The sequence below is a fragment of the Flavobacterium circumlabens genome (assembly GCF_004345565.1).
In the GTDB taxonomy this organism is placed as follows: Bacteria; Bacteroidota; Bacteroidia; order Flavobacteriales; family Flavobacteriaceae; genus Flavobacterium; species Flavobacterium circumlabens.
On record NZ_SLWA01000003.1, the window covers coordinates 677,287 to 690,127 of the forward strand.

Here is a 12,841-nt window from a genome sequence, read left to right on the forward strand (position 1 = left end):
AGATATTGTTGTTGGCTGATTTGTCATCATTATCTTAGCAAAAAAAACAGTACAAAAACCCATCAAAATCTGTTTTATGGTTTTCTGAATTGCTTTAAACGAAAAAAATCCAAAAAGCAATTGTCGCTTTTTGGATTTTTAATTTCATCATAGAATTATTTTTCAACTCTGTGTTTCCATCTTTTGTGTGTCCATAAATAATATTCAGGAGTTTCAAGAATTTGTTTTTCTACTTCCCTTAAATATTTCTCGGTAATATCAAAATTGGCATAATCGTGTGGGTTTTCTGCAATAGGCAGGAATGTAGCTTCATAATAACCTCTTGCTACTTTTTTTACCTTTACCATTATAACGCTTAAATCATATTTTTTGGCCAGCATTTCAGCGCCGGTATGCACTGGAACTTCAACACCCATAAATTTCATCGAGTGAAAAATCCTGTCCAGTTTTGGAGACTGATCACTGGCTAAACCGTACATGCTTAAAATTCCTTCACGTTGATTTTGGGCCATCAATGGAATTGCTTTTCGGGTTTCAATTAATTCAGTATCATATCTGGAACGAATTCTTCGAACCAATCTGTCAAAATAAGGATTTGCAAGTGTTTTATAAACAGCAATTCCTTTAAAATCAATTTTAGTGTTCATTGTTAAAAGCCATTCATAACTGGCATAATGTGACGCTACTAGAATAACGCTTTTGCCTTTTTTTGCATATTCCTTTACGATATCAAGATTGGTAATTTGAAATCTTTTATCCATTTCTTCCGGTGAAATACCCATCGTCTTAATTGTTTCAAGAAACATATCACACATGTGCTGATAGAATTTCTTTTCGATTACTTTTCTTTCAGCCTCATCTAAATGCGGCAAAGCCAAAGCCAGATTTTCACGTACCACTTTTCTTCTGTATCCTAAAACATAATACACCAGAAAAAATACAAAATCAGAAAACCAATAAAATATTCGGAAAGGAAGTATAGAGATAAGCCAAAGAATAGGGTAGGCTAAAATATAAACGAGAAATTGCATGTAAATTTTTTTACAAATATAAAGTAAAAATGAATAACGACCGATATTTTGGTTTGTTACTGACTTATCTTGAAGAATGATTATATTTACAATTCACATTAAATATTTTTTATGAATACCATTTTGATTGGGATAATAGTTGCCAATGCACTTATAAGCTACAAAGGTTTTAATGATTTTGCCTTTTTTAGAAAATACGAATTTCATGTCGGAAGTATTCGTTCCGGAGAGCAAATCCGAATGTTATCCTCAGGTTTTTTGCATGCAGATATGATGCATTTGATTTTTAATATGCTGACACTTTGGTTTTTTGCTCCTGTAGTTTTGAACTGGCTGGGGAATTTCTCTTTTGTTCTGGTTTATTTTGGAAGTTTGATTTTTGGAAGTTTACTTACTATGCTTTTTCATAAAAATGATTACAGCTACAGGGCTGTCGGTGCTTCCGGAGCCGTAACGGGTGTTTTGTATTCTGCGATTCTATTACAGCCGGATATGATGCTGGGTATCTTTTTTGTCATTCCAATACCGGCCTATCTCTTCGGAATTTTATATTTATTATACTCTATTTACGGAATGAAGGCTAAAAATGATAACATCGGGCATACGGCACATTTTGGCGGCGCAATAGGCGGTTATCTGATTACTTTGATAAAAGTGCCTGCGTTATTTGCAGATCATACCTTAATGGTGATTCTGTTGGCTATTCCGATTGTAATACTTTTCGGAATGGCAAAATTGGGTAAATTATAATGCTGGCATAACTTTTGAAATGCAACTATCAAACAATTTAAAATATAACAAAAATGAAAAAACTAGTATTATTTTTAACAATCATGTTTATGACTATGTCTTACGGCCAGGAAATCAAACAAATTCCGCAAATTAATGTAAATGGAGAAGGAAAAGTAAAAGTAGCACCTGATCAGGTTTGTATTTCAGCTACGGTTGAAACAAAAGGGAATAATGCTAAAGACGTCAAAAAGCAAAATGACGAAAAAATGGATGCTGTTTTGAAATTCATCAAAAAAATGAATATTCCAACAGCAGATTTCAAAACAAAACAAGTAGCTCTGAATCCGATATACGATTACGAGAAAAAGAAAACCACTTACAATGCTGCTCAGACGGTAGAAATTGTATTGAAAGATTTAGCAAAATACGATGAATTAATGGAAGGTTTGGTAGGCCAGGGTATTAACCGTCTGGACAACGTTTCTTTTGAATCGTCTAAATTAGCACAATACCAATCAGAAGCCAGAAAATTGGCCATTAAAGACGCAAAAGCAAAAGCTGAAGATTATGTTTCCGTTTTAGGTCAAAAAGTAGGTAAAGCCTATACGATTTCTGATAATTCTCAGGTATATCATCCACAACCTATGTATGCAGCCATGAGAATGAAAGAATCTGCAGATACAGCCGGAGCGGCAAACGAGACTTTGGCAATTGGTGAAATCGAGATTTTAGCAAACGTAACGGTTAGTTTTATTCTGGACTAAAGTTTTAAAATAACAATAGTTAAAAATCCCAAATTCCAAATCCGGAGTTTGGGATTTTTTATTTATTATCGTGTCGTGTTTAACCGCAATGCACACAATACTGTAGTTATCCTGATACGCAAAGTTCGCAAAGCTTAAATAGTAAACTTTGCGAACCTTGCGTTTTTTTCCTTGTGTGCTTTACGGTTAAAACCGGAATTTAGAATTTATTTTTTTACTCTATTTTAAAAAATGTTTGTACTCTGGTTTGTACCTTAAGAGTCTTCATAATTCCTTTTACAGCTGTTCCGGCTCAACTTGATTTAAGGTTCACACAAAAATATCTTTTTTAAATTTATGTACTATTTTTAGTATTTGTGTTCAAGCACATTTTTTAAAACGCGTTTAAAATAAGTAAAAACTTATTTAAATGCAAAATAGTAATATATTTTTGTTCTCGAGCACATTTTTTATTGTTATTCGAATTACATTATTTATTTTAGTTTCAAATTAGATTTTTAAAAGCTTTTTTTATCAAAAAAGGGATTTTTTTAATTTGAAATTTTCCACCATAAATAACATACTGCGCAGTTTGATTTTAATAAAAAACAGCAATGTAATCTTGAACGATTTCTATTTCGATTGTATATAGTCTTAAAATATTTTTAATCACTAACCTAAATTATTAAAATTATGAAAATCAGGAAAATTACATTTATTACTTTATTGTGTTTTGTACAGGGCTTTGCTCAGACCTATGTCTCGACAACCGGAAATGACGTAACAGGAACAGGAACGGCTGCTTTACCATTTAAAACAATTGTAAAAGGAGTTCAGGCGGCCCCATCTGGCGGAACGGTATTGGTGCTTTCAGGAACTTATCCTGTTACAGGACCTATTTTTGTCGGGAAACCCCTGACTATTCAAAAAAGTGGTTCAGCTGCTGTAGTAATCAACGCTTCGGGATGGACAAGTACGGATACTTATGTATTGGGAATTGTCAATACAAGCAGCGTGACCGTTGATGGTTTGACTATTTCAAACAAAATTGCAAACGGAAGTAAGGGAATATGGATTTTAGCCAATTCCGGAGCAACGGCTAATCTGAACAACATCACGATCAAAAACTGTATTGTAAAAAATATCGGATGGATCAGCAACAATCTTTCGTCAATTCCTGCCAATAGCGGAATTGTAGCCAACGCGATCAAAGTAGACGGAGGGAATGCCACGTATGCAATTACTAATGTTAAAATTGAAAACAATGAAGTAGCGAATTGTGCCACAGGCTGGGGAGAAGCGGTGACCGTAACCGGAAATGTAAATGGTTTCTCGGTTTCAGGAAATACGGTTTATGATATTGCCAATATCGGAATTGTAGCTGCCGGAAACTATACTTCAACAGGAGCAACAAGTAACAACCAGGCAAGGAATGGAGTTATCACTTCCAATGAAGTTTTTAATTGTATGAGCGCTGTTGCCAATAGCGCCGGTATCTATGTAGATGGCGCTTTAAATGTTAAGGTACAAAGAAATGAAGTGTATAAGTGTGGCGTCGGAATTGCTGTAGGCTCTGAACAAAATACAGCTACCGGAAATGGAGGTCAGTCTACCGGACATATCGTAAACAATAATTCGGTTTATAATAATGTTGTCACGGGAGCTATTTTTGGCGGTGTGATCGGAAGCGGCTATACAACAAGCGTTGGCAACACAAAAATTTACAATAACACTTTTTATAAAAACAGAACCGGAGCCGTTATTAATGGTGTTACTACCATTGCCGGTGTTGCTGTGGGAACGATTGCTGATATTTACGGTGGTGAAGTGCATTTGCAAAACAGTTCCGGAATTACTTTCAAAAACAATATTTTGTATGCTACAACGGGTAAAAAAGCACTTTTAGCTTCTTATGGTTACACCGTTTCGGGTTTTGTATCTAATTATAATTTGTTTTACAGAGAAGGAAATACAGATTTCATTATCGATTTAACGGGAGTTAGTTTCAACGGAAGTTCAGCAACAGGCTCTTATAATCCAGCACAATTTGCAACAGCAACGAGTCAGGATATTAATTCTGTAGTTGGATTACCGGGATTTGTAAATGCTGCTGCTTTTAATTTCACTTTAGCATCAGGCGCTTTTGCTACTGATAAAGGCGATCCAACTTATAATAGCACATATTCCGGCACCTTAGATTTTGATGATGATATTCGCAAGAGAAATGGAAGAATTGATATAGGATGCTCAGAACTGCAAACAGGATCAACGGCTAAATCAGTAGCTGTAGTTAAAGCAGCTCAGGAAATTGCCCCAAGCTTTTCTATTTATCCTAATCCGGCGTCAGAAGAAATCAATGTTAACTTTGGAAAAAATATCAATTCAGCAAGTATTTCAGTATTAGATTTAAATGGCCGGGTACTTGTAAGAAAAGAATATAATGCTACCAGTACAGCAACCATTAATGTTTCGGATCTGAAAAAATCACAATTGGTTATTCTTCAAATTAATGCCGATAACGAAATCAGCAACAATAAGATATACCTTAAATAATTAATACTTTTAGGGAGCAGGGAGATATTCTTCTTTTGCTCCCTTTTTATTTTTAAAAAATCCGTACCTTTTTAAAATGAAAAATTATGCAGTAAACCGTATCGAAAAAAACATTTTGCAAATAAATGGCCTGGGAGATAATCCTTTTTGGGATAAAGCAGAAATTCTAACCGATTTTACTTCGCCCTGGAATGAGTTAAGTGCTGACAGGATGGAGTTTAGAGCATTATGGGATACTGAAAATATTTATTTTTGTTACATTGTTCATGATGATAATGTTCATATTGACAGGCAAGATGATTCTATTGACAGTATTGGAGAATCAGACCGGGTAGAGATTTTTTTCAGGACAGACGCAACCCTAAATCCCTACTATTGTTTAGAAATTGACCCAACGCCAAGAATTATGGATTTCAAAGCATCTCCGGCGAAAAGATTTGATTTTGACTGGAATTGGCCTGAAAATGATATTACTGTAAAATCAAATATCAAGGAAAATTATTTTGTTGTTGAAATAGCGATCAGCATTCAGTCTTTAAAAAACTTTCATTTGATTAAAGACAATAATATCGAAGCCGGAATTTACAGGGCAAAGTATATAAAAGCCGCTAATAATCTTTTTGAACCCATCTGGATTTCATGGGTAAATCCGAATACCGAAACACCTAATTTTCATATTGCCAGTTCTTTTGGTACTTTGACTTTAATTTAAAAATTAGCTGAATGCTGATTGAACTGCAAAGTGCGCTAAAGTTTACGCAAAAGCAGGCTATATTATTTCTCGCAAAGTCGCAAAGTTTTTCTTTTTTTAGTTTTTCTTTGCGCCTTTGCGAGATTTTTTTTTAAAGCTTTGCAAACCCTGCGTAAACCTTAGCGCACTTTGCGGTTAAATTACGCTCAATAGTTTATAAAAAATAATCCTTGGCGTTTTCGGTATTTATAATGTCAATTGGCAAAAGCTTTTCGGCAGTAATTTCTTTTTCGAAAATAAAGTGTTCTATTAAATTTGTTGTTCCAAGATAAGCCTGTCGTTTCGGATTTTGGTGAATCAGGAAGTCAATGGTCTTATTATTTAAATATTCAAGATTATTCTCTAATAAATCATAACCCACAAGCGCAATTTTTCTTTCGGGATTTTTAGCAATAATTTTTGCCACCTGATAAGCTTTCGAAGTCGTTACAAAAAGTCCGCTAATAGTTGGATTTGACTCTAAATACTCTTTAAGGGTCGTTTTAAACTGAGGATGTTTTACTTTAAAAGTTTTGATTTCGAATGCTCTGTTTTCCAGCTGATCAAAATAATCCCTGAACCCTTTTTCTTTTTCCTGCATGTGAATCGCATTTTCATAATCTTCATCAATATGAATGATAGCGATGGTTCCTTTTTGAAGCAATAAATCCAATAACCTTGCGGCAATTCTTCCGCTTTGAAATAAATCCTGACCCACAAAACTTTTTATGGAACTCGATTTAAGCTGGTTATTAAAAATACTGGAAATTATACCTTTAGAATTATAGGTTTCAATGGCGTCAATAGCTTCTTTATGAAATAAAGGAACAAGAAGAACCGCATCCGGAGATGCATTTAAAACCGCTTTATTCGTTTCTACAAAAGAAGCCGTACTTGTGGCATCAAATAAGAAAATTTCAACCTTAACATTAAAAGATTTAAACTCTTTTTTGGCTTCATTGATACCATCGATACACGGCTGCCAGTACGGATCGTTTTGAGAATCCGGCAATAAAACACATATGGAATAAATTTGTGTCTTTTTTAAACTTCGGGCCATTAAATTGGGCTGATAATCAATTTTATCCAAAACTTCATTCACCCTGTCAAGAGCATCCTGCGAGACTTTTCCTCTTTTGTGCAAAACGCGATCTACAGTGCCTTTAGAAACACCTGCAAGTTCTGCAATATCCTTAATTGTATAAATTTTTTCCATATAAAAACAAATATATATAAAAATCGAATATGAGAAAATATTAAATTTAATGTGTTCGAAAACATTTTAATTGTGTTCGAGCACATTTTAACACAATTTTCTTTTTTTATAGAATATTAATATATATTTTAGCCGAATATTAATCATATAGTTTATGATATTAACGTAATTATTGTCAGATTAATATTTATTTTTCAATTTATAAGAGAAGTTTTTAATATTGAATTCCATTTTTGAAGATTGCTTTTTTAGAACGAATTGAAAAAATAAAACACGACCAAAACAATTAAAATAATAAACCCATTAATATACTATTTAAATGAGCAAAAGTAAACCTACTCTCGTGATTTTGGCGGCAGGTATTGGAAGTCGATATGGAGGATTAAAACAGTTAGATACGTTTACTCCGGAAGGAGATACCATTATGGATTTTTCGATATATGACGCATTGCAGGCAGGCTTTGGAAAATTTGTATTTATTATAAGTAAAAATATAGAAGAAGAATGCAAAGAAATCTTTAATAAAAAACTGGAAGGAAAAGCAGATGTAGGCTATGTTTTTCAGGAAATTGATAATGTACCGAAACAATATCAAAATCCGGAAAGAAAAAAACCCTGGGGAACCGGGCATGCCTTGCTAATGGCAAAGGATGAGGTAACCGAAAATTTTGCGATCATAAACGCCGATGATTTTTACGGAAAAGAAGCTTTTGAGATCATGGCAAAAGCCTTAACCGAAATGGACAAAGAATCTTATCATTTTAATATGATGGCTTATTTGCTTAAAAATACGGTTTCCGATCATGGTTTTGTGTCCAGAGGAGAATGTCAGGTCGATGAAAATAATTATCTGACAGATGTTACCGAACGTACGCACATCGAAAAAATTAAGGGCAGACTAATGCGAAAAGAGGATAATGGTGATTTTATCCCGATTGATGAAAACACAATTGTTTCGATGAATTTCTGGGGTTTTACACCAAAATGTTTTGAATTTGGAGGTGCTCTTTTTGAAGAATTCCTGAAAGAAAACGAACACGATCTAAAAGCTGAATTCTTTATTACATCGGTTGTAAATGAAATTCTAAAATCAGATAACGCCTCGCTTGAAGTACTTCAGTCGAATGCCAAATGGTTTGGAGTTACTTACAAGGAAGATAAGGAAATCGTAAAAAAAGAAATCGAAAAATTAAGAGCCCAAAAAGTTTATCCAACAAATCTCTGGTAATATGGCAGCAGAACATTTAAAATATATATTCGACCAGTTCGACCATATCGAGGTTTTCAAAAATTTTGAAGAGTTGGCCTCCGGTCACATCAACGATACTTATTTGATAACAACTGATAGCCGTAAACAGTTTATTCTGCAGCGTATTAACGATGGCGTTTTTAAAGACGTTCCCGGCCTTATTGGCAATAAGGTGAGCGTAAGTAAACATTTGCTGAAAAAATTAAAACATTTATCTGAAGAAGAACTAAAACGTCGTGTTTTAACTTTTATCGGCACCAAAAAAGGTGTTTTTTATTATCAGGATGCAGCCGGGAATTTCTGGAATGTGATGGTTTATATAGAAGGCAGTTTGACTTTTGAAACCGTGAATAATGAAGAAATTGCCTATGAAGGCGGAAAATTATTTGGGGAATTTCTAAATCTTACCAGTGATTTTGATGCCAGAAAATTAACAGAGGTAATTCCGAATTTCCATAATATGGCTTTTCGTTATGCGCAGTTTGATATTGCTTTAAAAGAAGCTTCAGAACAACGAATAGAACAAGCCAAAACCTGCATTAATCTGGTTCATGAACTTAAACAGGAAATGCATGTTCTGCAAAACTTAAAAGATACCGGGAAAATAAAACTGAGAGTAACGCATAACGATACCAAAATATCAAACGCACTTTTTGATACCAATAAAAAAGGACTATGTGTCATTGATACTGATACGGTGATGCCGGGAATTATTCATTATGATTTCGGAGATGCCATACGAACCATTTGTAATACGGCTGCCGAAGATGAAAAAAACCTGGAACTTGTTAATTTCAATTTACAGTATTATAAAGCCTATGTAAAAGGTTTTCTGGAAAAAACAAATTCGTCCCTCTCCTTATTAGAGATAAAATATCTGCCGCTTGGTGCCAAGACGATGGTATTTATCATGGCCCTGCGCTTTCTGACAGACTTCTTAAATGACGATATATACTATAAAACCGAATATCCGGAACACAATCTGGATCGCTCCAAAAATCAATTCAAACTGATTGAAAGTCTTTCGGAACAATTTAAGGAAATGGAAGATTACAATCTGAATTTTATCGGATCATTAAAATAATACAAATGAAAAAATATGTCATTACCGGAGGTGCCGGTTTTATAGGAAGCCACATCGCCGAGTATTTATCCAAAGAAGGACATCAGGTTACGATACTTGATAGCCTAAGAACTGGATTCGAACACAACCTAAACGGATTAAATGTTGATTTTGTAAAAGGAGATATTCGCGATGAAAATGTAGTAAATGAAGTGGTAAGCGGAGCAAGCGGAATTTTTCATCTGGCAGCATTGGTCAGCGTTCCTGAATCGTTGTTGAAAATTAAAGAATGTATCGAAATCAATACTGTCGGAACCATCAATATTCTGGAGGCCGCGAGAAATAATACAGGTTGTAAAGTGGTGTTGTCAACATCGGCAGCGAATTACGGCAACAATCCTGTTTTGCCAAAAGTAGAAACCATGTTTCCGGAACCCATGACGCCTTATGCCATTACAAAACTCGATGGAGAATATTATTTAAAAATGTATCTCGATCAGTATCAGGTTCCAACGGCATCATTACGTTATTTTAATGTTTTCGGTCCACGCCAGAACCCCGAATCGGCGTATGCGGCGGCAGTGCCTATTTTCATTAATAAAGCACTTCAGAACGAACCCATCACTATTTATGGCGACGGCTCGCAAACCAGAGATTTTATTTATGTTAAAGATGTCGTAAAAGCGAATATCCTGGCTTCCCAAAAAGGAACTGAAACCTACAATGTAGCACTGGGACACAGCACTTCGGTTTTAGAATTGGCCGAAAAAATCATAAAAATTACCAATTCAAAGTCGCAGATAAAATTTCTCGAAGAAAGACCCGGAGACATCAAACATTCGAAAGCCAATCCTGAAAAATTCAATCAATTGGGCTTCAAACCGGAATATACCATTGATAAAGCCTTAGAAGAAACCATTCTTTTTTACCATCAGGAATTGGTGCGTAAATAAGCAGCAGAAGATCACTAACCCAAAAACCAATACTATGTCAGAAATCGATATTACTTTAAAAAAAGAACAAAGCAGTACTTTGATTCCCATGGTTATTTTAACCTCCTTATTTTTTATTTTCGGATTCGTAACCTGGCTCAACGGACCGCTAATTCCATTTTTTAAATTAGCTTGTGAGTTAACCGAATCACAATCGTATTTCGTGACCTTTGCGTTTTATATTGCTTATTTCGTCATGGCAATTCCATCTTCTTTCTTAATCGAAAAAGTAGGCTACAAAAACGGAATCTCATTAGGATTACTGGTGATTGCCGTTGGAGCATTATTGTTTTATCCGGCAGCCGAAGCCCGTACTTTTGGGCTGTTCTTAATCGCCTTATTTGTAATGGGAACCGGTTTGGCCGTTTTACAGACAGCAGCCAATCCGTATGTTGTTGTCATTGGCCCGCGCGAAAGTGCTGCGGCACGAATCAGCGTACTTGGAATTGCCAATAAACTGGCAGGTTTTCTGGCTCCGTTACTATTGACGTCATTGGTTTTGTCAAATATTGGGGATTATTCGGCAGATAAAATTGCCGTAATGACTTCGGTTCAAAAAGAAAGCGCGCTCGATTTACTGGCTTTGCAACTGCAGACACCTTATATGTACATGGCGGGAATTATGCTGGTTCTGGCAGTTTTGGTAAAGTTTTCCCCGCTTCCCGAAATCAATTTGGACAATGAGGGACAAGTAGCACATCTGAGTATTTTCAAACAAATAAAAGAAGCCTTCAAACATCCGCAACTGGTTTTTGGTGTGATTACGCTAATGGTGTACATTGCTGCCGAAGTTCTGGCCGGAGATTCAATTGGAGGTTTCGGAAAACAATTGGGCGTTTATGGAGAGAATGGTTCTTTTTACCTAAAACTGACGTCATTTACCATGACTGCAATGGTTATTGGTTATATTTTAGGAATTACACTTATTCCCAAATATGTTTCGCAGGTTTTTGCCTTAAAAGTATCCGGGTTTTTAGGTCTTGTTTTAGTGGTCTTAATCGTGATACTTTCTCCAAAAATAATGATTCAGTTACCTGGAATTCCACAATTACCGTTAATCATTATTTTGGTTGCACTTTTAGGATTGGCCAATGCACTTTGCTGGCCGGCCATCTGGCCAATGGCACTTCAGGATCTTGGTGGATTTACTAAAATTGGTGGTGCAGTACTGATTATGGGAATCATAGGCGGTGCGGTTTTTCCTTTATTCTATGGTTTGCTGGCAGATAATATCAATACGGCAAATATAGCGGCAGGTACCGTAGCAACAGCAAAAAGCGGAAACCAACTGGCCTATTTAATATTAGTACCGGCCTATCTTATGATCGTATTTTTTGCCTTCAAAGGGCATAAGTACAGGAAATGGTAAGGGGGAAGTTTTTAGTCTCAGTCTCAGTCTCAGTTTTCAGTTTTCAGTTTTCAGTTTTGGGTTTCAAGTTTCAAGTTTCAGGTTTCTAGAAGTTTCGCCAAAGTTGGCCTCCTGAAACAAGTCGAAAGATCATACTAGAAAATCGACAAAGGAATTCAATTAAGTTTTTTGAATAGCCTTTTTTTTTAACTAACGGATTACATTTGATCTGTCTTGGCTTTAGCCTAACTTTTAATTCGGCTAAAGCCAATTTGACTACCTTTTTTAAACCTCCGGCTAAAGCGGGAGGCTATTCAAAAATGACAAAGTTCAGATAAACATAATATTTATTCATCGATCTGATTTTCAGATCACAACTAAGTACTCCAATTACTATTTGATGTGCTCCGGGGCAACTTATGCTTTTTTTTAGCCAAAAGGCTGTTTTAAAATAAAGAAAAACACAATAAAATATATTTCAAAATGATAAAAAGTAATATAGACAAAGCAACAGGTTTCGAAAAACGATTTGAAAATATTAATACCGTTGTTTTCGAAAATTCAAATGAAGCTTCAAAAGCAGTTGCCAAAGAAATTGCAGTCTTAATTCAGGCAAAACAAAAAGAAAATAAACCTTGTATTTTAGGTCTTGCCACAGGATCTTCCCCAAAAGGATTGTACGCGGAACTGGTTCGTCTGCATAAGGAAGAAGGATTGAGTTTCAAAAACGTAATCAGTTTCAATCTGGACGAATATTATCCGATGGAACCCAATTCGATCAACAGTTATGTTCGTTTTATGAAAGAATTGTTGTTTGACCACGTCGATATTTTACCTGAAAACGCTCATGTTCCGGACGGACTTTTATCAAAAGAACAAATAGCCGATTACTGCCACGATTACGAAGCTAAAATTGAAGCGCTTGGCGGAATCGATTTGCAGATTCTGGGAATTGGCGGAAACGGACATATCGGTTTTAACGAATCCGGTTCACTTCAAAACTCCAAAACACGTTTGGTAGCTTTAGATCATATTACAAGAGTTGCCGCCAGTAAAGATTTCTTCGGACTAAGCAATACGCCCAGAACTGCGATTACACTGGGAGTGAAAAAAATCATGGAAGCCAAAAGAGTCATCCTGCTGGCCTGGGGAGAAGGAAAAGCAAATGTGGTAAAAAGATCAGT

11 protein-coding genes are annotated in these 12,841 nt (G+C 35.4%); 9 read left to right on the forward strand and 2 right to left on the reverse strand.

All coding sequences use genetic code 11. The features are described 5' to 3' along the window. Positions 1-155: 155 nt before the first annotated feature. A complete protein-coding gene (locus EV142_RS11060; protein WP_132035500.1) occupies positions 156-1,031 on the reverse strand; it encodes a lysophospholipid acyltransferase family protein in 876 nt (291 codons plus the stop codon). 111 nt (positions 1,032-1,142) lie between these two features. Between EV142_RS11060 and EV142_RS11065 the strand changes: the two genes are divergently transcribed. From EV142_RS11065 to EV142_RS11080, 4 genes are all read left to right on the forward strand, one after another. Continuing rightward, positions 1,143-1,781 carry a rhomboid family intramembrane serine protease gene (locus tag EV142_RS11065; RefSeq protein WP_132035503.1) on the forward strand — a complete coding sequence of 213 codons (639 nt, stop codon included), beginning with the start codon at positions 1,143-1,145 and terminating at the stop codon, positions 1,779-1,781. Positions 1,782-1,834: 53 nt separating this feature from the next. Beyond that, positions 1,835-2,527 (forward strand): SIMPL domain-containing protein, encoded by a 693-nt coding sequence (locus EV142_RS11070; protein WP_132035506.1) that lies wholly within the window; start codon positions 1,835-1,837, stop codon positions 2,525-2,527. A 672-nt stretch (positions 2,528-3,199) separates the two neighbouring features. Continuing rightward, positions 3,200-5,059: a T9SS type A sorting domain-containing protein gene (locus EV142_RS11075; protein WP_132035509.1), complete on the forward strand. Its 1,860-nt coding sequence runs from the start codon at positions 3,200-3,202 to the stop codon at positions 5,057-5,059. A gap of 76 nt (positions 5,060-5,135) precedes the next feature. Next, complete coding sequence (locus tag EV142_RS11080; RefSeq protein ID WP_132035512.1) at positions 5,136-5,771, forward strand: carbohydrate-binding family 9-like protein; 636 nt, start codon at positions 5,136-5,138, stop codon at positions 5,769-5,771. A gap of 193 nt (positions 5,772-5,964) precedes the next feature. Here the strand turns inward: EV142_RS11080 and EV142_RS11085 are convergent, their stop codons facing one another. Continuing rightward, entirely contained in the window at positions 5,965-7,005 is a 1,041-nt protein-coding gene (locus EV142_RS11085; protein WP_132035515.1) for a LacI family DNA-binding transcriptional regulator, read from the reverse strand. 319 nt (positions 7,006-7,324) lie between these two features. Between EV142_RS11085 and EV142_RS11090 the strand changes: the two genes are divergently transcribed. The 5 genes from EV142_RS11090 to EV142_RS11110 all read left to right on the forward strand — a co-directional run. After that, positions 7,325-8,233, forward strand: a complete 909-nt coding sequence (locus EV142_RS11090; protein WP_132035518.1) for a sugar phosphate nucleotidyltransferase — start codon at positions 7,325-7,327, stop codon at positions 8,231-8,233. A gap of 1 nt (position 8,234) precedes the next feature. Further along, on the forward strand, positions 8,235-9,338 hold the full coding sequence (locus tag EV142_RS11095) for a phosphotransferase enzyme family protein (protein ID WP_132035520.1): 1,104 nt from the start codon (positions 8,235-8,237) through the stop codon (positions 9,336-9,338). A 5-nt stretch (positions 9,339-9,343) separates the two neighbouring features. Then, complete coding sequence (locus EV142_RS11100) at positions 9,344-10,270, forward strand: NAD-dependent epimerase/dehydratase family protein (RefSeq protein WP_132035523.1); 927 nt, start codon at positions 9,344-9,346, stop codon at positions 10,268-10,270. A 34-nt stretch (positions 10,271-10,304) separates the two neighbouring features. Further along, the gene (locus EV142_RS11105) at positions 10,305-11,678 is read left to right on the forward strand and encodes a sugar MFS transporter (protein WP_132035526.1); all 1,374 of its coding nucleotides are present in this window, start codon (positions 10,305-10,307) and stop codon (positions 11,676-11,678) included. Positions 11,679-12,140: 462 nt separating this feature from the next. Beyond that, a partial coding sequence (locus tag EV142_RS11110) for a 6-phosphogluconolactonase (RefSeq protein ID WP_209443529.1) occupies positions 12,141-12,841 on the forward strand: 701 nt, incomplete at its 3' end.